Raw genomic sequence first — 21,590 nt, 5'->3', positions numbered from 1 at the left:
GGCGTCGCCGTGGATTGCGCGGCGAGTTCCAACCGGTCTCGAGGGAGAGTCCGGCTGATGTAGGAAGGTAATTCTGTGAACCAGAAGTCAGAAGCGGCCCTGGATACGTGGATCAATCGCGAGGCGCTTGCCGAAACGATGATTCCGCTGATCGGGCGCCTGTACCGCGAGAACAACGTGGTCACATCCATCCACGGACGAAGCCTGATCAACCAGTCCGTTGTCGGCATCCTCAAGGCCCATCGGTTTGCCCGGCAGATCGATGAGGTTGAACTGCCGTTGGAAGAAACTTTCCCGGTGCTGCAGGCCCTGACCGAGCTGGACCTCGGTGCCGGCTCTGTCGATCTGGCCCGCTTGCTGGCCAAGTTCAAGACCGAAGCCGCCGGCAGCGAACTGAAGGACTTCCTGCGGGAAGAGCTGGCCGAGATCGTCGGTAAGCGTGGAGCGGACGCCCGCGTCAGCACCGACGTCGTTCTTTACGGTTTCGGCCGCATCGGCCGCCTCCTGGCCCGGATCATGATCGGCCATTCGGGCGGCGGCCACGGCCTGCGGCTGCGGGCCATCGTAGTCCGCAAGGGATCCGAGAATGACCTCGTCAAGCGTGCGAGCCTGCTGCGCCGCGACTCCGTCCACGGCCCGTTCGAGGGGACAATCTCGGTGGACGAGGAGCAGAACACCATCCTCGCCAACGGCACGCTGATCAATGTGATCTACTCCAACGATCCGTCCACGGTTGACTACACCGCGTACGGCATCGACGACGCCATTGTGGTGGACAACACCGGCCGCTGGCGCGATGAAGAGGGCCTGTCGCAGCACCTGAAGAGCAAGGGTGTTTCCCGTGTTGTGCTGACGGCCCCGGGCAAGGGCGGCCTGAAGAACATTGTGCACGGTGTGAACCACAAGGACATCACGTCCGACGACAAGATCGTCACGGCCGCGTCCTGCACCACCAATGCCATCACGCCGGTGCTGAAGGCCATCAACGACAAGTACGGCGTGGTCCACGGCCATGTGGAGACGGTGCACTCGTTCACGAACGACCAGAACCTGATCGACAACTTCCACAAGGGTGAGCGCCGCGGCCGTGCCGCTTCGCTGAACATGGTGATCACCGAGACCGGTGCCGCCAAGGCAGTCGCCAAGGCTCTGCCCGAGCTTGAAGGCAAGTTGACGGGCAACGCCATCCGCGTTCCTACCCCGAACGTCTCGATGGCCATCCTGAACCTGAATCTGGAAAAGGATGCCACCAAGGAAGAACTGAACACCTACCTTCGCGGTATGTCGCTGGATTCCGAACTGCACAAGCAGATCGACTACATCGACTCGCCCGAAGTTGTCTCGAGCGACTTCGTGGGCTCGCGCCGCGCCGGCATTGTCGATGGCCTCGCAACCATCGCCAACGGCAAGAACGCCGTCCTCTATGTCTGGTACGACAACGAATTCGGCTACAGCTGCCAGGTCATCCGCGTCCTGGAGGAAATGGCCGGGGTTCACCCGATGCTGTTCCCGGTTGTTGCCAAGGAACCCGTGGTTGAGGCGATCAGCTGACCTGACGGAACCTTGTTAGATCGAGAGGCCGGCGGCGTTTTATACGCCGCCGGCCTCTCGGCATTTGCGGCAGGTGCGTAACGCTATGGCTTTTACAGTGGCGCCGTTCCTAGAATGGGCCCATGACTGAAAAGACAGAGTTGTCGAGATGGGAGCAGGCGCAGGCTAACTACAAGGAGGCCCAGCGCTTGCTCAAGGAAGCGCAGTCGGCGTTTGCACGCGGGGATGTCCAACAGAAGCGCGTTGACGAGCTAACCCGGTTGAAAGACATTGCCGAGGAAGACTATCTGCGGTGCGAGAAGGAGCACCGGTCAGGATTGACGGATTCCTGATTTGAGGCTTCACCATAAGTTCCGTGCCGTTAAGCGCAGACTCAAGCGGGCCGTAGCCAAGAAGCAAGGTCCACGCGTTGCGGCGGGGGACAGCGGCCCTAGCGCCAGTGCCGCGACGGCAAAGGTGGCCGTGGTAATACCGGTCTATAACACTATGCCCTATCTGTCTGACTTGCTCGACTCCCTGGCAGCGCAGGACCTGGATCCAGCATTCTTCGAGATCGTCGCTGTCGATGACGGCTCCACGGACATGAGTGGCGAAGTGCTTGATGCTTTTGCTGCTGCCCACTCCAACGTCCGTGTGATCCATCAGGGGAACAGCGGATGGCCGGGTAAACCGCGCAACGTCGGCATCGCGGCGAGCCAGGCTCCCTATATCTTCTTTTGCGACGCCGATGACCTGCTGGGGCCCGAAGCTTTGCGTCGGATGGTGGATTATGCCGTGGCCAATGACGTGGATCTTTTGGTGCCGCGGATGGTGGGGCTCGGCGGCAGGGGTGTCCAAGCAGCATTATTCAGTCAGTCAAACCTGGACGTTGACCTGAGGAAAATTCTTGGGACCCTCTCGCCCCAGAAGATGTTTCGTCGAAGCATGCTGGACCAGCACGGTATCAGATTTCCCGAAGGGATGGTCAGGCTCGAAGACGGAATGGTGTTGGGGCGTTGTTATCTGGTCTCGAAGCGGACCTCCCTGCTTGCGGACTACGACTATTATTTCCTTCGGACGAGGGACGACGGCGCAAACATCAGTTCGCAACGGACCAGTCCGGAGAGCTATACGCGCTCCGTTAGCGAGATTGCGCGGATCCTCACCGAAGGTGACCCCGATGCCGACCGCGCCGCTCTCTTGGTGCTGGACCTCTACCGGCGTAAGTGCCTGAGGTTCTACGCGCCGGACCGTTTTCGCAAGATCAACCGCCGACAGGCCCGGCGCTGGATGTCCGAACACGCAAAGTTCGCACAGCGCTACATTTCCCCGGAGCTGGAAGAGCAATTGTCCTTCCCCCACCGGCAGAGGTCTGCGCTTGTACGCGCCGGCGACCTGGACGGGCTGCGAAGACTGGCTGCTGCCGAACCGTTTGTCCAAGCCAAGGCAAGGGCTGTAAGCGTGTCAGGGGAGTCGGATCAGATCAGTATGGAAGTGGCGCTGGAGCCTGCCGGAGAACTGGACCGCTTGGAACTTGTGATCCGCGGCCGCAGATCCAATAAGTGCAGCATCCAGCAGTTCGAGCCTCTTCCCACTGAACCCGGCAAGTACCTCGCCAGGCTGGATAGTGCGTCTTTGGCAGGTTTCGGCCCCGTGATCGTAGACTTTTACGCCCGGGCAACGAAAGGCGGATTCACTGGTTCGGAACGTCGTGTCACCGTGGACAAAAGTCTGCCGCTGTCATCCCTAACGGGCGATTTACGCACCTATGCTACGGTCAACGGCAAGCTGAGCGTTGACCTGCGGACCAAGCAACCAAGTTAGCTCGAAGGGGCCGAAAGGTCTGCTGGATCAGTGGCCGAACGGATCCGGGTCCACACCCGGCATCCAGGTCAGGCCTTCTTTGGCCCAGCCCTCGTTCTTGATGTGCTTGCGTGCGCGCCGGCCCCAGCGATCATTGAGCCGATCGATGTACAGCTTGCCGTCAAGATGGTCGTATTCATGCTGCATAACGCGGGCGAACCAGCCGGTGGCTTCGAAGTCCATTGGCTGTCCGTCGACGTCGAAGCCCTGGACCCTGGCCCATTCCGCACGCTTGAGCGGGTAGCTCAGTCCCGGCACGGACAGGCAGCCTTCGACTTCCTCCTCGGGGTCCGGTTCGGCGCCGGATATCTTCGAGAGAGTCAACGAAGGATTGATCAGCACGCCGCGCGGCGGTACGCCGTCGTCGTTGGCGAACTCGTAGGTGAACAGACGCAGGCCGATACCGATCTGCGGCGCCGCCAGTCCCACCCCGTGGGCCGCATCCATCGTCTCGTACATATCCTCGACGAGAGCGCGGAGGTCGTCGTCGAACTCGGTAACGACGGCGGCGCGTCGGTGCAGGACGGGTTCACCGGTGATGGTGACTGGACGGACGGGCATGCTTCTCCTCAGTGCGAAAGCTCGAAATGCTAGTTGGCGATCCCGGCCAACGGCGTCGCGCATGACCTCACTGGTGCCGCGGACGATCGAGAGCAAGCGTGCGGCCAGGTAAGCCGGGACGACAGAATGTTCTGGGATGTAGCCGTAACCGGTGTGCAACTGCCTGCAACGGTCGGTGATAGGAACTCCTCCGGCGCGGGCAGGCCCAGAAGGCGTTGCTCGCCGGCAGCGTTCCAAGGCTTGCGGGCCATCATGTGCTCGTGGCCCCGCTGCTGGTGGTGTGGCGGGACTTCGCGGGAACTGAACTCAACGGCTACTTCGCGAAACATCTCATGATCTTCTTCGCAGAGACCGCGCTCCATAACCGTCTTCTCCTCAAGCTATTGTGCGGGCAGCGCCTTGTTCGCTGACTGCCGGGCTTGACCAGCTGAACATGAAGAAAGCCACCTGGATCATCTCCAAGGCGGCTTTCTTGCGAAGCTACCGGCGTAAGCCACCAGCCTCATTCGGGGTGAGTAACGGGGCTTGAACCCGCGACCTCCTGGACCACAACCAGGCGCTCTGCCAGCTGAGCTATACCCACCATATGCCTCTTTGTTCCTCCCGGCAGATCCCACTCTAGCGGTTCCTGCCGGTCTTCAACCACAAAAGGCAACGCAGATAAGTCTACATGCTTTTCGGGGTGCTTTTGACCGTCTCCCGCCATTTTGGCCCGAATTGGCCAAAGTGTGGTGCAGCTAACACGGCCAGGGTGGGATCAGAGAATTGCCGATTGGGTGACTTCGGCAGCAATCTTCTTGGCGGTGGCGGAGTCGGGGCCAGGGGAGGGGACGAAGACTGCCTGGCGGTAGTAGCGGAGCTCATTGATTGAGTCCTTGATGTCTCCGAGGGCCCGGTGCCCGCCGCTCTTGGCCGGGGACTGGAAGTATGCGCGCGTGAACCACCGGCGTGACAGTTCCTTGATCGTGGAGACGTCGATGATCCGGTAATGGAGGAAGTCAATGACCTTCGGCATGTCCCTGGCCAGGAAGTTGCGGTCCGTGCCCACCGAGTTGCCGGCGAGCTGTGCCTTGCGGGGCTCGGGAACCCAAGCGGTGATGTACTTCATGACTATCTCTTCTGCCTCAGCCATGGCCATGCCATGCGGTAGTTCATCGAGCAGCTTGGAGGTGGTGTGCATTTCCCGGACAAAGTCATTCATCTGGGTAAGGGACTCGTCGGAGGGCTTGATGACCACGTCTACACCGTCCCCGAGCACGTTCAGCTCCGAGTCGGTGACCAGCACTGCCACCTCGATGAGCGCATCTGCCTCGAGGTCCAGTCCGGTCATTTCGCAATCGATCCAGACAATATGTTCATTAGAGATAGGCACCGCTCAAATGTACCGCGTCGGCAGCGGCAGGTGCCCGGGAGAACAAGGCCGCCGCTGCGGATCCTCCAACGAAACGTCCGGTCCGCGGTGCTAAAATCCACAACAAGCGCCGCGGCGAGCCAGCCGGGCTGCCCTCATTCGCCTGACCGTTCTGAGGCGTGCATTTTCCACGTGGCCAAGCACAGGCTGCGAACGACGTACACACCCAGATTGATTGGACTGCATTTAGATGACCGCCAACATGCCCGCGACTGATCCCTCCACGCCTGCCGGAGGCGAAGAGGGACCGGGGCGTTCGGCGAAGAGCATTATCGAGGGGACCGTTGGTTCGTTCATGATGTTTTTCGGCTCGCTGGGAGTGGGCTGGCTGGCATCGGTATCGGACCTGCGGCGGTGGCCGCTGCTGATCTGGCTGCGGATTGAACCGGAAGGCGTCGTCGTCTCGGTTGTCCTCCTCGCCCTGGGTGGCATGCTGATGATCCGCTCCTGGCTGCGGCTGGGACAGCAGTTCACTGTCTGGGGGGCCGAAGCGCGCAAAGCCACTTATACGGCGATTGCTGCCTGGGGCGCCCCGCTGGCGCTGAGCATCCCGCTCTTCAGCCGGGATGTCTATGCCTACATTGCGCAGGGCAAAGTCATGGTCAACAACCTCAATCCGTACGTTGACGGATATGACCAGCTTTCCAACTATCTGCAGACCGGTGCCGACGATCTCTGGGCCAGAAGCCCAACTCCGTACGGACCCATCTTTCTGTGGATGGAAGAATTCGTCGTTTGGCTGACAGGCGGCCATCCGGAGTACTCCATCATTTTCTTCCGCATCATCGCATTGGCGGGGGCCGCGATGTGCATCTACTACGGTCCGAAACTGGCCGAGCTGCACGGCATCAACCCCAACCGTGCGTTGTGGCTCGCCTGCGCGAATCCACTGTTCCTGACGACCTTCATCGCCAGCATCCACAATGACGCGTTGATGCTGGGCCTTGCCTTGGGCGGGCTGTATCTGGCGGCGACGAAGAAGCCGCTGCTGGGTGTTCTGCTGGTCACGCTCTCCATCGGCATCAAACCGATCACCATCATCTTCCTGCCCTTCATCGGACTGCTCTGGGCTGGACGCGGGGCGAGCTGGCCCAGGAAATTCGCTTTCTGGGCGCTTACCGCCGGATTATCGTTTGGTCTATTGGGCATCCTCGGTCTGATGAACGGCTTCGGATTCGGCTGGGTAGGCGCCTTAAGCACTCCTGGCAGCGTCTGGATCTGGTACGCACCTATCGGGCTGCTGGGCGCCGTGCTCGGCGGGATCGGAGGAGCGTTCTCTCTCGACGGCGAATTGATCACCTGGCTGGTACATAAGGCTGGCACGGTGGCGTCGGTCGGCGTCGTGCTTTATCTGATGTTCCGCGGCAAACATGACCGGATTGTTCGCAGGTTGGCTCTGGCTCTGGCCGCCGTGGTGTTTCTCGCCCCGATGATCCAGGCCTGGTATGTCGTCTGGCTGCTCCCGCTCTTTGCAGCGACCGGAATCCGGAATGACTGGCAGGTAAAAACCGTGTACTCCGTCACGTCCTTCCTGATGGTCTACGCCATAGCCGACCAGCTGGATATCTTCCCGTACATCGAGTTCGATCTCGGCGCTGCCCGGCTGCTGGCTGCTTTTGTCGCCGTCGCGTTCGCCGTCTATCTGGTGTTTTTCGACCCCAAAACGCGCACGCTTTTCCGGAAGAAATACGAAGACCCCGCCGATAACCGGCTGTTCTGATTTGACCTTCGGTGGACCTTCCGATGGTGGGATTTAGGGCCGCGCGCGAACGCATCAAGATGCAACCGCCGGCAATACCGGAGATACTGGTGCAATGACCAGTGAGGCCGAAGAAGTAATTGCCGCAGATTTTGACGTCACCGAATGGGATCCGGAACCATACGAAATTGAAGGTTCGAACTCCGACCTGAGCCGGGTCCGCGTCACCAAACTCTTTGACGGACTGATCACCGGCACCAGCCGGGCAGAGCTGCTGATGGCCGGAAACACCCGTGGTGCCGGCTACGTTGCTTCCGAGGTATTCACCGGTACGGTGGACGGCAAAGAGGGAAGCATGATCATCCAGCACTGGGGCCTCGCCGAAGGCGAAGCCGCTGCCAGCGCCGGACACATCATTCCCGGATCCGGCACCGGCGACCTGGAAGGAATCGTTGGCAAGGCCACGTACTCTCAGGACGCAAGCGGTCAGCATAGCCTGGAACTGCGTGTGTACTTTCGTACAGAGCCGGTAAACGGCCTGCCCGGCTAAATCCTCTAAACTCAGTATGTGTGCCTGGCCCGAGTCCGGGCCAGGTGCCGCACCAAACAATTCCGCGCGTAAGGGAAATTACCTGGCATGAGCCTTGCCGAATATGCGGACCGGAACCGACTCCACCGAGTCGGTGCCCGTCCGTCACTGCCCAGATACCTGGCTGACGCCTGGGGGCGCCGCGACTTCGCTATCGCCATGGCCAAGTACAAGATCGAGGCATCGAACCAGCGCAACCGGTTGGGTATGCTCTGGATTTTCATCAAGCCGACCCTGAACGCGATCTTGTATGGAGTCATTTTTGGGATCCTGCAGGGTGCCAGCAGGCCGGAAAATTTTCCGATGTACATCGTCATCGGTGTTTTCCTGTTCGAGTATTTTTCCACCTCGATGAACAACGGTGCCAAGTCCATCACCGGCAACGGCGCCTTGGTCCAGTCGCTGGCGTTTCCCCGCATTACGCTGCCCGTCTCCACCGTGATCCAGCAGTTAATGACTTTGGTTCCGATGTTGGGCGTCATGGTTGTCTATATTCTGGTGTTAGGGGCGCCCATCACCGTGGAATGGCTGCTGATGATACCGCTGGTAGCGGTTTTCACCATGTTCAACCTAGGTGTTGCGCTGATTGGCGCACGTCTTACCGTGCACATCCGAGATTTGACTCAGTTGCTGCCTCTAGTCACACGGATCCTCTTCTACACATCGGGTGTGCTCTTCTCGATCGACACGATACTTGCCGACCATCCCTGGGCGATCGCGCTGTTCGACTACCACCCAGTCCATGAGGTCCTGTCCATTGCCCGTGGTGCGCTGATGCCTGGACTTGATTACGATCCGATGTACTGGCTGTACTTTTCGGTTTGGTCCGTGGTGGTGTTCGTTGCGGGCGTGCTGTTCTTCTGGTCTGCTGAGGAGCGTTATGGCCGAGTCGACTAAATCAGGAGTGGAATTGGCCAACCCGAGTGCCTCTGCTAATGGCCGGAAGCCCGTAGTGGTCGTTGATGATCTGCACGTGAAGTACCGGGTCCACGCGGGCGGCAAGCCAGTCAAGGGCACGGGACGCTCACTGCTCAAACGGAGCGGTGGGGGAATACGTGAGGTACATGCCCTCAAGGGAGTCTCGTTCACCGCCTATGAGAACGAATCTATCGGCGTGATCGGTTCCAACGGATCCGGCAAGTCCACCTTGATGCGGACCTTGGTCGGTCTCACGCCGCCTAGCAACGGAGCTGTCTACGCCTCGTCCCGGCCTAACCTCCTGGGCGTTGGCGCAGCGTTGATCCCGGATCTCTCCGGCGAAAAGAACATCCAGCTCGGCGGTCTTGCGCTCGGCTTTTCGAAGCAGGAGATCAACGGCCTCCGGGATGACATCGTCCAGTTTGCTGAACTGGAAGAGTTCATCGATCTGCCGATGCGCACCTATTCCTCTGGCATGCAGGCCCGGCTCAAGTTTGCCATCGCCGCCTCCAAGCAGCACGAGATCCTGATCGTGGACGAGGCGCTGGCAGTGGGCGATCAGCGTTTCCGGAAGCGCAGCGAGGCCCGAATCCGTGAGATACGCGAGAACGCCGGTACCGTCTTCCTGGTATCCCACTCCATGAAATCCATCCTTGATACCTGCAGCCGTGTCATCTGGATCAACAAGGGCGTCCTGCAGATGGACGGCGATCCAAGGGAAGTCATTGATGCGTATCAGGACACCAAGAAGTAGAGCCTTTGACACCTGAACTTCCACCGATCGGCGCCCTTCCCGGTGTCTCCTACATCATGCCGATCCTTAATGAGGCCGGACACATAGAGGGAGCCATCCGCAGCATCCTGGACCAGGAGTACGCGGGCCCCAAGGAGATCGTCCTGGCGATGGGACCATCCACGGATGCGACCAATGACGTTGTCCGGCAGCTGCAGCGCGAGGAACCGCGGCTGCGCACGGTCACGAGTCCTACTGGCCGGACTCCGGCCGGGCTGAACCTCGCGATCAAGGCGTCGCAGTACCCGGTCATCATCCGGGTGGATGCACATACTGAACTGGAGCCGCACTACACGGCCAGGGGAGTTGCCACCCTCCTGCGCACTGGTGCCGCCGACGTTGGCGGCCTGATGGACGCGCAGGGGAAGACGGTCTTTCAACGGGCGGTAGCAACGGCCTACCATTCCCCGCTCGGCCTTGGTGGCGCGGCATATCACAGCGGAGCCCCTGAAGGGCCGGCAGAATCCGCCTACCTGGGGATTTTCCGCCGGGAAGCATTGGACACCGTCGGGCTTTTTGAAGAAACACTGTGGCGCGGACAGGACTGGGACATGTGCCTGCGCCTGCGCCAGGCCGGATACACCGTCTGGTTCGATCCGGAACTGACAGTCACTTATTGGCCGCGCTCTAGCTGGAATAAGCTGATCCGGCAGTTCTACGCCGCCGGCATCTGGCGTGCCGAACTCGCCCGCCGCCACAAGGAAGGCAAGTCGATACGGCACTTCCTGCCGCCGCTGCTTGTGCTGGGGCTCGCCCTTGGCCTCGTGTCCGAGGTACTCCTGCTGGCGAAAGTCCCGGACACGTGGCCGGTCTGGCTCGCCGTGCTGGTGCTGCTGGCCGGATTCGTCCCGGTCCTGTACGTGCTGGGCATCATTTATGCCGCGCTTACCATCAAGGCCCGGCTGACCATGGCCGAACGCCTCAGACTGCTCATTGTGCTGCCCAGCATCCACATTAGCTGGGGCCTGGGCTACATCCGCGGCCGGATCCTGGGCGCCCGCGGCACCGTGGACACCAGCAGGAGGAAGTCATGAACCGCACCGAGCGTCCCGCCCGGCCCACCCTCGAGCAGTTGCGCGCCGTCGCCCAACCTCCGGAGGTGCGCAGCCGCAAGAACGCCGAGCACTGGACCGCGGAACTGTACCTGCGCCACATCTCGATCTACCTGACCAGCGCGCTGGTGCGCACGCCGATCTCGGCTAACGGCGTCACCGGCCTGATGATTCTGTCCGGCTGGGCCATTTCCGCATCGCTCCTGATCCCCGGGGTCTGGGGACCCTTGCTTGCGGTCTTCTTTTCCCAGCTCCAGCTCTATTTCGACTGCAGCGACGGCGAAGTCGCCCGCTGGCGCGGAACGCAGAGCCCCAAGGGTATCTTCCTTGACAAGATCGGCCACTACACCACCGAGGGCCTGATCCCGTTGGCCCTCGGCCTGCGCTGCCTCGGAAACCTCGGCCTGCTGCAAACGAATCCGGGCGTCGCCTACCTGCACCTTTTCCTCGGCGCTGTCTTGGCACTGGGGATCGTTCTGAATAAAGCCCAGAACGAGATGGTCCACGCCTCACGTGCCTTGGCCGGGATGGAGAAGCTGCCGGACACCGCGGACGCGAAGGCCGTGCCTTCCGCCAGCTTCGTCGGGCACCTGCGCCGGCTGGCACGGTTCCTGCCGTTCCACCGGGTGCTGCACTCGGTGGAGATGAGCCTGCTCATCCTGGCGGCCTCGATCGTGTCCCTCGTCGCCGCACAGCCGGTACTGGGGGAGCGCTGGCTGCTCTACATCCTCGTACCCGGAGTGATTTTTGTGAATCTAGGCCATTTCGTCGCCATCATGGCCTCGCCAAGGCTGCGGAAGTGAGCCCCATGGCAGGCACCAAAGAGAGAACGACGGCGGGAGATGAGTCCACAGCGTCGCCGACCTTCGGCGTCGTAATCCTGACTCAGGGAACGCGCCCGGATGACCTGCAGCGTGGGTTCGCCTCGCTGCAGGCACAGCAAGGCGTTTCGCTCGATGTTGTGGTGGTAGGCAACGGCTGGCGGCCGGAGGGGATACCCACAGGATTCAAGCCGCTTCATCTGGAAGAGAACCTGGGCATTCCTGCCGGGCGTAATGCTGGGGTGCCGCACGTAACGGGCGAGTATCTGTTCTTCCTTGACGACGATGCCTGGCTGCCGGACGAGCACTTCCTGTGGAAAGCCGCCCAGCTCTTTCGGAGCCAGCCGGACATTGGCATGATCCAGCCCCGCATTGAAGATCCTGCCAATCCCGATGCGCCCCAGCGGTGGATTCCGCGTTTGAACAAAGGTGAAGATACCAAGTCCAGCAACGTATTCTCGGTTGTCGAGATGGCCATCGTCATGCGCCGGGAGGTTTTTGACCGGATCAACGGTTGGCCTGCGACATTCTGGTACGCCCATGAAGGTATCGAGTTCGCGTGGCGTGTCTGGGACACCGGTTTCCGGACTTGGTATGCCGGCGACCTCCGCGCCGGGCATCCGGTGATCGATCCCCGGCGGCATGAGGAGTTTTTCCGGCTTAACGCACGGAACCGAGTCTGGTTGGCACGCAGGAACCTGCACTGGCCCTTCAGCTGGATTTACGTCGCCTCCTGGACCTTGGTGCAGGTCGCGCGCTCCCGAAGGCAACCGGAGCAGCTCAAGCCATGGTTCGCTGGCTGGCGATCGGGTTGGCAGCAAAATCCGTGGGGCCCGAACGAAGAGCGTCGGAAACTCAGATGGTCCACGATTTTCCGGATGGGGGCCGCGGGCCGCTGGCCCGTGATCTGACCCAGCCGCACTCTGGGAGGAGTGCTAAGCATTGTTGGCTAAGATGGCATTCAGATAAATTAGAGATGAAGTCAAGGTTTGAGGTTTAGACATGGGCAAGACGGTCATAACGTATGGAACGTTCGACCTGTTTCACATCGGCCACTTAAAGATACTGCAGCGCCTCAGTGAGCTTGGTGATCGCCTGATCGTGGGTGTTTCTACTGACGAATTCAACGCGGTGAAGGGCAAGAAGCCCGTTGTTCCTTTTGATCAGCGAATTGAGATCGTGCGTTCTATCCGCTACGTCAGTGAGGCTATTCCAGAAGACAGATGGAGCCAGAAACGCGAAGACATAGAAAAATACGGGGTTGATGTTTTTGGTATCGGCGAAGATTGGAAGGGAAAATTCGACGACCTGCAAGACAAGGTAGAAGTTGTCTATCTACCGCGTACTTCCGGAATATCCACGACAGAAATGAAACGGGTATTGAGTGCATTTGACGAGCGCCACGTTGAAGAGCTAAAGCGAACACTCGACAGCATCAGCCAAATTGTCAAAGAGCTGAGCTAGTTGTAGCCGTCGCGGCCCAACAGTGCACCATGCACGAAGCGAACTAGAGGACCTCATTGATCCTCGGAGGAAATATTGAAGAAGTCAGCCACTATCGACCAGCTCGTTGGCAAGGCAAAAAAAGTTCTGTCATCGGAGCTCCATGCCAGAGCGCGTAAGCAGCCTATTCGAAGCGGGACAGTGCTATATGAGTCCTTCTCTGGCAACGGTATGCTTTGCAATCCGGAGGCGATATTCCGTTCGCTGCTCGATCATCCAGATTTCCTGCATCTGAAGCATATATGGGTACTTTCTTCGCTGGACGATTATGCAGCCACTGTGCGGGAATATTCTGGTAATCGGCGTGTGCGCTTCGTTCGATACGGCTCGACTGAGTATTTCGAAGCGCTGGCCACTTCCGAATATCTTTTTAACAACGCGACCTTCCCTTGGCAGTTTTCTAAGCGGCCAGGTCAGACGTATGTCAATACGTGGCACGGTACGCCGTTGAAGAAAATGGGATACGACGTTGAAAACGGCGGCCCGGACACGAGGAATATTCTCCGAAATTTTGTCCAAGCAGATTTTCTTGTGTCTGCGAATAACTTCATGACAACACAGATGTATCTTCATGGATATAAGCTGGCTAATCTGTATCGCGGGACGATTCTTGAAACCGGATATCCAAGAATCGATCGGCAGAATCTTTCTTCCAGCGAGCGGTCGCGGCTATTTGAGGACCTTTCCCGGCACGGCATACACGACGATGGCCGCGAAATCATTCTTTATGCTCCCACGTGGAAGGGTGACTCTTTCTATGAACCTTCCAATGACGCAGCTGCATTGCATCGCACGATTGTAGAGCTTGAAAGGCTGATCGATCCCACACGTTACCGGGTACTACTGAAGATTCACCAAGTTGTTTACAAAGCGGCAGTCGAAAATAGCGATCTGTTCGGGTATCTAGTCCCTAATGACGTACCGACAAACGCTGTTCTAGGCCTCACCGATATCTTGGTGACGGATTATTCGAGTATCTTTTACGATTTCCTAGCGACTGGTCGTCCGGTACTCTTCCATATTCCGGACCTGAACCGCTATGAAGCAGACCGCGGCTTGTATACGGAACCGCGGGAGCTGCCCGGCCCTGTTTCCACGACTGTTGACGAGCTTGCCGCCGCCATTCAACAGTATGGTGACGTTACGTCAGATACATCAAATGAAGTTATGCAGCGTTATGCGGCCGCACGTGAAATCTATGTCTCACGTGAAGACGGGGAGTCAACGGCCAGACTCATCAACGCTGTGTTTCATGGTCGCAGTGACAGCGAGGATCTACTCACAGATCACAGAGACGGCAGGGAGCGAGTTCTAATCTATTTAGGAGGAATGGCTTCCAACGGAATAACGACATCAGTGTTGAACCTCCTAGATAGTATCGACCATGACCGGTTCGACGTCTCGGCACTTTATTCATACAGCCGAAATGCGACTAAAATGGCTAATGCTGATCAGGTCAACAAAAATGTGCGCCTTTTTCCTCGACAGGGCTATCCGAATGTGGGTTTCAAGGAACGGCAAAAATACCGTGCAATGCTTAGGGAAGGTATTCCCCGAGACCTTGATTTTATGAACTCCCCACAGCCTATTTGGGATGATGAATGGTATCGCTGTTTCGGGGACAGCGAATTTGACTACATTGTTGATTTCAGCGGTTATGGGCCGTTCTGGACATATCTGCTACTGAGGGGTAAAGCCAAACAACATAGTGTCTGGTTGCATAATGACTTGAAATCCGACGCGGAAAGGGAGATTAACGGAGACAGGCCGCTTAAGACGAACCTGGAAGCAGTGTTTTCAACTTATAAGCACTTCGATAAACTAGTGTCCGTATCCGGCGAACTAAGCCGCCTGAATCAGGAGCATCTGTCTGAATATGCTCCCGCCGGGAAGTTCACATCAGCAGTCAACACGGTCAACGGCAAAAAGATCCATACTATGACCTCCCCGGTTTACCAGCCGGTCGACGTTTTCGCGTCCGCCGACGATTTACTGGTTGGAACAGACCTTCCCGACTTGGTTGTTTCTCTCAGAAGTAAGTTTAAAGCCGCAGATATTGCGGCAGAAGCCACCCGTCAAGCCTGGTTGGAGGAGTTTTTCCCGACTGGTTTTTCCGGGAAGACTTTTGTAAGTGTTGGGCGGCTTTCTCCTGAAAAAAATCATGCAAGGCTGATTGAAGCCTTTAGCAGGATTCACTTAGCGAACCCGGATACCCGGCTCCTCCTGATAGGCAACGGTCCCTTACTAAGGGAACTAGAATCTGTAGCAGCAGGGTTCGGTGTCTCCGAAGCTGTTGCTTTTGCCGGACAGCAGCAGAATCCCTACGGGCTGATGGCGGCGGCCGACTGCTTCGTTATGTCTAGCGATTACGAAGGGCAGCCCATGGTTATCCTTGAAGCCAAGATTCTGGGGCTTCCCATTGTTACTACCGCTTTTGGTTCAGTCGCCAGTGCTGTTCCTCCGGGAACGGGTTTGGTTGTCGAACGTTCGGCCAAGGCCTTGGCGCGCGGAATGCAGGACTTCCTTGACGGTAAGGTCCCGGCTTCGAAATTCGATCTGGAGTCATACAATAACGACGCTATAGAGATGTTCTATGCGGCAATTGGTGCCGGAAGCGATCCAGACGGAAAGAAGCCGTCATCGGCCAGGTCGGAGACAATGCAGACTCCCGCGCCGTAGCAGATTGTGGTCAGTGTATATGTTCCTCCTGAAAAGGACATTTGTATCGCCATGCCTTTGATTGGAAATGAGTAGACAGAGTGAACGGATTCTCCATGCCACAGTATGCGGGCAAGTTTTTGGACCGTGTTAGGAGCGGCGCTGGTCGAAGTGACCCTCGACGGCAAGCGTCTCCTGATGCGTCTGGTGTCGGACTTGCCGTCTCGGTTGTGATTCCTGTGTACAACGCAGAACGATACATCGAAGAGACCGTCCGGTCTGCGCTCAAGCAGGCACTTCCCGGAGACCAACTGGAGGTCGTAGCGGTGAATGACGGCTCGACCGATTCGAGCGCATCAGTTTTGGATAGGCTCGCCGCGGAAGACCGACGCGTTGTCGTGATCCATCAAGAGAATTCCGGCGGCCCGAGCGCGCCTCGGAATGCAGCTTTGGAAAGAGCCGCAGGACGATACGTGTTCTTCCTTGATTCGGATGACGTTCTCGCTCCCGATGCTTTAGCCCGTATGGTCGAGATTGCTGACAGGGAAGCATCTGATGTGGTGTTGGGCCGTTTCGGCAGTCTCAATGGGAGACACATACCCGAGCAAATGTTTCGTCGTACTGTGATGGATGCCGATGTAATCGAGACCAATGCTTGGGATAGCTTGGGCCCGATCAAACTCTTTAGAAGGTCTCTTATCGAGTCGCTGTCGCTGCGTTTCTCGGAAGACCAATGGATAGGTGAGGATCAACCGTTCACCGCAGCCATGTATCTGAACGCTGCCAAGGTGACTATCCTCGCTGACAGGGTGTACTGCTATATCCGTAAGCGGGACGACGGGCAGAATATAACGTCTCGTCAGCAGACGTTGTCGGATAAAGCCAAAACGACAACACGGTTGGCTGCAGTCGTGGCGCAGTACACCACTCTGGGACCTAAACGCGATCGTCTGATACGGCGCGTCTTTACGTCTACACTGCCAGCGGCCCTGGCAAAACTGTGGCTTGAGGCGTCAAAAGATGAGCGACGTCAATTCATAGCCGCAGCCCAAGAAGGACTGGCGCCTTACTATACAGAGGGTGTTGAGAAATACTGCACGATAGTCGGAAGGATCAAGAACGACCTTCTAATGAGGGGAGAAGCTGACGCACTTGTTGCGTTAGCAGAGCATGAGGCTGCCGGTCGACGCGTTACCTGTTCTATTAGTCAAGGGCGCGTAAATGTTGACCTGCCCGCGACCGTCAAAGAGCTTGTACCCGAGCGCCTGCGCGCCGATGTAGAGGTTCCCCTAATCACTCACAAGCTGACGGACCTGTACGCGGTAGATTCCAGCTTTCTGGTTGCTGGTTACGCTGGCTTCTCTGGTATCGAGACGGCACCGGATTCGGTACGAGCGATTCTGGTCAATCGCGATACCGCCGAGGAAGTCACATTGATGACGAGCCTTCTGGGCTGGCACATAGTTGGAAATACGGCGGTCCGGGAATTTTCCGTCGAGACCAACGTTCTGACTGCCCTTTCATCTATAGGAGCGGCTAGCGGTGCGTGGGGGCTCTTCCTCGACGTCGAGCATCAGGGCGTCACTCGACGGACTCGCTTCGGTAAACATAACAATGCAGTTCCGGATAGCAAAGTTGGAATCACAGCCGCGTCTCCGACGAACATAAAGCGCTCAGTAATTGCCTACTTTAATGCTGGATATAGGAATCTCACTTTCGATGTTGATGGGACTGTCCACAAGGGAGCAGTAGCAGTTGATGTCATTGGTATGAGGCACGACGGGAACGGCGAAGCGAGTTGGTTATCGATCCTGGCCCGCATTTCACCTGCCCCCAGTACTCCTCCCACATTTAGCACCCTCAACGGATCCACGTTGGCCAGCCAGCGGTTTTCGCCGGATATTTTTGAAGTGACTTATCCATTGGGAGAAGGAACCTCAGTCGTTGAGCTGCATATGAACGACGGGATCGTCGACCATGCGCTCGAATTGCCCACGCCAACTTGGATTGATGACGACGACCTCGTGATTTCGTCGGATGCTGAAGGACGTATGGTCATGCGTGTTATGCAGCACCCGAGTAACCGTGATTCTGCCTCAGCACCCCAGAAGTTGGATCACGCATTGAACGTCTATTGGTGGGACGGCAAGCCGAATTTTGGTGACACCATCGGTCCTTGGTTGGTGGAGCTAATAACGGGCAAACCCGTTGTGAACACCAAAGGAAAGCGTCATATAGGAAACACGCTGGTGACGGTTGGTTCGCTGCTGAACTATCTGGATCGCGGTGGGTTAGACGTTTGGGGGACCGGTCTGATAGCTCCCATGGGGGAGGAGACCGTACGTCGGCTGGCTGAGCGGAAGCCACGGCGCATCCACGCTGTCCGCGGGCAGAAAACCTATGATGAGCTGACCCAAAAACTCGGCTGGGACGTACCTAAAGTATTTGGTGACCCCGCCCTGCTCCTACCGCGGTTCTATACGCCGTCAGAAACAGGGGAAACTGGTCACATCGCCGTCTGTCCTCATTATGCGCATAAAGGACACTTCCACACTGCCAGCCCCAGTGCCGTTAAGTTTATAGACGTAGCTTCGGCACCGTCGGCCGTTATCGACGATATTGCGTCCGCATCTGTATGTATTTCGACTTCACTTCACGGCGTGATCATCGCTCAAGCGTACGGGGTGCCGTGGGTATGGCTGCATATCATCGATAAACCGCTTATGGGCGATGAGTTTAAGTTTGAGGACTTTTTCTCTGTTATTGATAGTTCGGCGGTTGCTCGCGTATCGGTTCGTGCGGACGAGGTGCGAACGCTGGATTGGGAAGCTGTTGCACGCGAAGCTTCACTGCCAAGGAGCCTAACTAATTTTGACGATTTGCTCGAAGCATTCCCCGAGACTTGGTAAAGGTGATTGTGGGACGTCAAGCCAGTAATCAGGAAGGCCGGTCCATGCTGCGGGCCTTGGGCTCTTCAAAGGTTCGTGAGAATTTGATCTGGTCCCGTAATAGCAGAACGCCCCGCAGTCCTGCTGGGATGGAAGCGTCTAAGCAACCATTTCGTGCTCTTCACGCTTCGTGATGAATCGTCTATCGGGTTGATAATGAAAAGGGCCGTGGCCCTGCGGGATGGATGTTCTTCAAGCATTCACCCGGACAGAAACCACCGACCTTGATTGGACCTTACCGTTCCATGCCCGGACGCAGCCAGCGTCATCTTCAACCTGCGAGATTTCCGGGTCCTTGGAGCCAGCATCCAGACTTTCGGACAGCGGCGGATCCGATCGACGCCGTGCTGGAGGCCGGGTGCCCGTCTTGCGGGCTCTTCGAGGTTCGTGGGGAAATAATCTGCTGACGTAGTTAGCAAAAGGGCCTGTGGCCCTGCTGGGATGAGTGTGTCTAAACATTCATCCTGGAACAGGAACCATGAGCCTAATGGGAGTGTACCGGTTGGTCCTTTCGGGGGCAGACTGGTATCCGAGCCGCTGGTGGGTGAGCACTATACGAGCCAGGACGTTACCTTAGTCCTATGTCAAGATCGTGCCCCTACCGGTGAGCGAGGAGGGCCGATAGCGCTGGTGGGATGACGTGCCGGTTGAGCACTGATCCATTAGGTTGCAGCAGGTACCTTCCTCCAAGCGGCTCGGGACGAAAGGATGCCGTTGGAAAGGAAGGGTTCAGATGCTGTTCATTGGCGATGACTGGGCCGAAGACCACCACGATGTTGCTCTGATCGATGAAGAGGGCCGGCTGCTGGCCCAACGCCGCTTACCGGAAGGTGTGCAAGGCATCGAAGGCTTGCACGCACTGGTCGCCGATCACCTGGACGAGCAGGACGGGCCGGAGCAGGTCATGGTGGGCATCGAGACAGACCGTGGCCCGTGGGTTGCTGCATTGCTGGCCGCCGGCTACACGGTGTACGCGGTCAATCCACTGCAGGCGGCCCGCTACCGCGATCGGCATGGGACCTCCGGGGCGAAGAGCGATAAGGGCGATGCGCTGGTGCTGGCCGAGCTGGTACGCACCGACCGGGCCCATCACCACCCCATCACCGGGGACAGCGATGACGCCGAACAGGTCAAAGTCCTGGCCCGCTCTCATCAGTCCTTGATCTGGGCCCGGCAGCGGCAGATCAATGTGCTGCGCTCAAACCTGCGCGAATACTATCCGGCCGCCTTGGCCGCATTCGGTACCGGCCTTGCGGAACGAGACGCCGTAGCAGTTTTGGCCGCCGCCCCTGGCCCGGAGCCGGCTCGGAGACTGTCCTCGTCCAAGGTCCAGACATTGTTGCGGAAGGCCGGTCGCCGCCGCTACCTGCAGTCCCGGGCCGAGGAGATCATCACTGCCTTGCGGAGCGAGCAATTGGGTGCCCGGCCAGGGATTGAAGCCGCTTACACAGCCACTACAAAGGCCTTGGTGGCGGTCATCGCTGAGCTGAATACTCAGATTCAGGCGCTGGAAGAGCAGGTGAAGGAGTCTTTTGGCCGGCACCCGGACGCTGAGATCTACTTGAGCCAGCCGGGTCTCGGCGCTGTGCTCGGCGCCCGGGTGCTAGCCGAGTTCGGCGACGACCCGCATCGCTACACCGACGCACGGGCACGGAAGAACTACTCCGGGATGAGCCCGATTACCCGTGCCTCCGGCAAGAAAAGTGTCGTACTGGCCCGCTACGCCCGCAACAGACGCCTCGGTGACGCACTTTACGGGCAGGCTTTCACAGCGCTGAACGCTTCGCCGGGCGCGCGCGCCTACTACGACGCCCGCAGATCCCGCGGGGCCACCCACCATCAAGCCCTGCGTGCCCTCGGAAACAGGTTGGTAGGCATCCTGCACGGCTGCCTACGCCACCACACGCTCTACGACGAACACACCGCCTGGCCCGCAGCCCACGACGAAGTCATCGCCACCGCAGCTTGACACCTTAGACCCGTGGGATGTCTTGATAGAGACTACCCGGGTGGCAGTTGCCGCTGCCACCGTATTGTTCAATTTGCCCGATTTCCGTGTCATTCCCTAAACGCGAAGAGCCCGCAAAGGCACCCCACCCGAGATCCCCGCCGAACTGCTCGCGAGCGTTGATTACACGGACGAGGCCGGGCGCACACACCGGTGGGAAGCGGCCGACAGCATGGTCGAGGTGCTCGTCGGCGTGAAAAAGGACGGCGAAGTCTTCGCGATGCGCCAGATCAGCCGGCTGATCGATAACGGCAAAGGTGGCGTACGGCAGATCCATCTGCTCACCACCCGGGCCGACCTGGCGCCCGGTGAGCTGTTGTATCGGATGGGCTCGCGCTGGCGGCAGGAAAACCACTTCCGCTACGCCCGCATGCACTTCGTCCTCGACGCCCACGATTCCTACACCGTCGGCGATGATGATCCCGAACGGATGGTGCCGAATCCGGCGAAAAGACCGCGCACCAGAAAGTGCTCGCGGCCCGCGCCCGCTACGACCACGCCATTGCGGCCGCCGACGCCGGCCTGCTCGCCGCCCGCACCCCACAGCCGGGACAGAGCAGCGTCAGCGTCAGCAACGAAACCCATAACGCGGTCACCGCGCTGCGCGTGGCCGAACAGGACCACGAAGACGCGAAAGCGGCGCACCGGGCGCTCCCGCCCCGGATCCGGCTCGGCGACATCGCCCCGGGCCAACTGGCCCTGGACACCGAAACCAAACAGCTGACCCACGCATCCGGATCGCGGCATTCAACACCGTCACCGCGCCCTGGCCAGAGACCTCCGGATCAACACGACCTACGCCCGCGCGAACGACGAAGCACATGTCCTGATCCGCCAGCTCCTCAGGCACACCGGTGACAATGATCCCACCGTGCCAGGCCAGCTGGCCATCCGCCTGGACCCGCTGCCCACCCGCCGCACCACAGTTGCCGCCGCCGAACTCTGCGAACACCTTTGGCCAGCGCCGCACGGTAGTGACCACTGATCTGCCGCCAGATTGCCCGTCCTGTTGCGTGGTGGCGACCCAGCGTAAGGAACGGCGCCTGCCTCGCTGCACGACATTCCGGTCGCGAACCCGGTAGATGTATTTTGGTCCAAGTCGCGCTGGTTCTGCGATGAGTCTCTGTGCGGGCAGCTGTCCTGCTACGAGTTCATGCCCGAGGTCCCACGGTTTTCCCGGATGACCGGCAGGCTTCGGTACGCATCGGAGCACCTGCAGGCTGCGGGAAACAGTAG

The 21,590-nt window shown here is 58.8% G+C and carries 18 protein-coding genes, 1 tRNA gene and 2 pseudogenes; 14 read left to right on the top strand and 7 right to left on the bottom strand.

Annotation, left to right across the window (positions count from 1 at the left end):
* Positions 1-75: 75 nt before the first annotated feature.
* From AC5RWO_RS12120 to AC5RWO_RS12110, 3 genes are all read left to right on the top strand, one after another.
* A complete protein-coding gene (locus AC5RWO_RS12120; RefSeq protein WP_498731602.1) occupies positions 76-1,551 on the top strand; it encodes a glyceraldehyde-3-phosphate dehydrogenase in 1,476 nt (491 codons plus the stop codon).
* A 122-nt stretch (positions 1,552-1,673) separates the two neighbouring features.
* Positions 1,674-1,883: a hypothetical protein gene (locus AC5RWO_RS12115; RefSeq protein ID WP_074702090.1), complete on the top strand. Its 210-nt coding sequence runs from the start codon at positions 1,674-1,676 to the stop codon at positions 1,881-1,883.
* A gap of 130 nt (positions 1,884-2,013) precedes the next feature.
* Positions 2,014-3,354: a glycosyltransferase family 2 protein gene (locus AC5RWO_RS12110; RefSeq protein ID WP_498731601.1), complete on the top strand. Its 1,341-nt coding sequence runs from the start codon at positions 2,014-2,016 to the stop codon at positions 3,352-3,354.
* Positions 3,355-3,381: 27 nt separating this feature from the next.
* Here the strand turns inward: AC5RWO_RS12110 and def are convergent, their stop codons facing one another.
* From def to orn, 5 genes and pseudogenes are all read right to left on the bottom strand, one after another.
* On the bottom strand, positions 3,382-3,954 hold the full coding sequence (def, locus tag AC5RWO_RS12105) for a peptide deformylase (protein WP_498731696.1): 573 nt from the start codon (positions 3,952-3,954) through the stop codon (positions 3,382-3,384).
* A gap of 54 nt (positions 3,955-4,008) precedes the next feature.
* Positions 4,009-4,191 (bottom strand): annotated as a pseudogene (locus AC5RWO_RS12100) (acyl-CoA dehydrogenase family protein); the annotation flags it as partial.
* Positions 4,149-4,283 (bottom strand): annotated as a pseudogene (locus AC5RWO_RS12095) (acyl-CoA dehydrogenase family protein); the annotation flags it as partial. The pseudogenes AC5RWO_RS12100 and AC5RWO_RS12095, both read right to left, overlap by 43 nt.
* Before the next feature lie 181 nt (positions 4,284-4,464).
* Positions 4,465-4,537 (bottom strand) — tRNA-His (locus AC5RWO_RS12090).
* Positions 4,538-4,711: 174 nt separating this feature from the next.
* The gene (gene orn / locus AC5RWO_RS12085) at positions 4,712-5,326 is read right to left on the bottom strand and encodes an oligoribonuclease (RefSeq protein ID WP_498731600.1); all 615 of its coding nucleotides are present in this window, start codon (positions 5,324-5,326) and stop codon (positions 4,712-4,714) included.
* A gap of 229 nt (positions 5,327-5,555) precedes the next feature.
* Between orn and mptB the strand changes: the two genes are divergently transcribed.
* From mptB to AC5RWO_RS12030, 11 genes are all read left to right on the top strand, one after another.
* Positions 5,556-7,085 (top strand): polyprenol phosphomannose-dependent alpha 1,6 mannosyltransferase MptB, encoded by a 1,530-nt coding sequence (mptB, locus tag AC5RWO_RS12080; RefSeq protein WP_498731599.1) that lies wholly within the window; start codon positions 5,556-5,558, stop codon positions 7,083-7,085.
* A gap of 94 nt (positions 7,086-7,179) precedes the next feature.
* Entirely contained in the window at positions 7,180-7,614 is a 435-nt protein-coding gene (locus AC5RWO_RS12075) for a DUF3224 domain-containing protein (RefSeq protein ID WP_498731598.1), read from the top strand.
* Between the two features lie 87 nt (positions 7,615-7,701).
* Positions 7,702-8,550, top strand: a complete 849-nt coding sequence (locus AC5RWO_RS12070) for an ABC transporter permease (RefSeq protein WP_498731597.1) — start codon at positions 7,702-7,704, stop codon at positions 8,548-8,550.
* The gene (locus AC5RWO_RS12065) at positions 8,534-9,325 is read left to right on the top strand and encodes an ABC transporter ATP-binding protein (protein ID WP_498731596.1); all 792 of its coding nucleotides are present in this window, start codon (positions 8,534-8,536) and stop codon (positions 9,323-9,325) included. The genes AC5RWO_RS12070 and AC5RWO_RS12065 overlap by 17 nt, the downstream gene beginning before the upstream one ends.
* 5 nt (positions 9,326-9,330) lie before the next feature.
* The gene (locus tag AC5RWO_RS12060; protein ID WP_498731595.1) at positions 9,331-10,398 is read left to right on the top strand and encodes a glycosyltransferase family 2 protein; all 1,068 of its coding nucleotides are present in this window, start codon (positions 9,331-9,333) and stop codon (positions 10,396-10,398) included.
* Positions 10,395-11,219: a CDP-alcohol phosphatidyltransferase family protein gene (locus tag AC5RWO_RS12055; RefSeq protein WP_498731594.1), complete on the top strand. Its 825-nt coding sequence runs from the start codon at positions 10,395-10,397 to the stop codon at positions 11,217-11,219. The genes AC5RWO_RS12060 and AC5RWO_RS12055 overlap by 4 nt, the downstream gene beginning before the upstream one ends.
* A gap of 5 nt (positions 11,220-11,224) precedes the next feature.
* Positions 11,225-12,148 (top strand): glycosyltransferase family 2 protein, encoded by a 924-nt coding sequence (locus AC5RWO_RS12050; protein ID WP_498731695.1) that lies wholly within the window; start codon positions 11,225-11,227, stop codon positions 12,146-12,148.
* Positions 12,149-12,239: 91 nt separating this feature from the next.
* Positions 12,240-12,701 (top strand): FAD synthase family protein, encoded by a 462-nt coding sequence (locus AC5RWO_RS12045; protein WP_498731593.1) that lies wholly within the window; start codon positions 12,240-12,242, stop codon positions 12,699-12,701.
* 75 nt (positions 12,702-12,776) lie between these two features.
* Positions 12,777-15,419 carry a CDP-glycerol glycerophosphotransferase family protein gene (locus tag AC5RWO_RS12040; protein WP_498731592.1) on the top strand — a complete coding sequence of 881 codons (2,643 nt, stop codon included), beginning with the start codon at positions 12,777-12,779 and terminating at the stop codon, positions 15,417-15,419.
* A gap of 95 nt (positions 15,420-15,514) precedes the next feature.
* Positions 15,515-18,307 carry a glycosyltransferase gene (locus AC5RWO_RS12035; RefSeq protein ID WP_498731591.1) on the top strand — a complete coding sequence of 931 codons (2,793 nt, stop codon included), beginning with the start codon at positions 15,515-15,517 and terminating at the stop codon, positions 18,305-18,307.
* Between the two features lie 772 nt (positions 18,308-19,079).
* On the top strand, positions 19,080-20,315 hold the full coding sequence (locus tag AC5RWO_RS12030; RefSeq protein ID WP_498731590.1) for an IS110 family RNA-guided transposase: 1,236 nt from the start codon (positions 19,080-19,082) through the stop codon (positions 20,313-20,315).
* A 4-nt stretch (positions 20,316-20,319) separates the two neighbouring features.
* Here AC5RWO_RS12030 and AC5RWO_RS12025 read toward each other — a convergent pair whose 3' ends face one another.
* Together AC5RWO_RS12025 and AC5RWO_RS12020 are read right to left on the bottom strand one after the other, a co-directional pair.
* The gene (locus AC5RWO_RS12025; protein WP_498731589.1) at positions 20,320-20,748 is read right to left on the bottom strand and encodes a hypothetical protein; all 429 of its coding nucleotides are present in this window, start codon (positions 20,746-20,748) and stop codon (positions 20,320-20,322) included.
* Positions 20,749-20,753: 5 nt separating this feature from the next.
* On the bottom strand, positions 20,754-21,083 hold the full coding sequence (locus tag AC5RWO_RS12020) for a hypothetical protein (RefSeq protein ID WP_498731588.1): 330 nt from the start codon (positions 21,081-21,083) through the stop codon (positions 20,754-20,756).
* Positions 21,084-21,590: the final 507 nt, after the last annotated feature.

The sequence above is a fragment of the Arthrobacter sp. B055-34 genome (assembly GCF_059090425.1).
The sequence above is the reverse complement of the archived record's forward strand: the minus strand, read 5'-3'. Positions and strand labels throughout refer to the sequence as shown.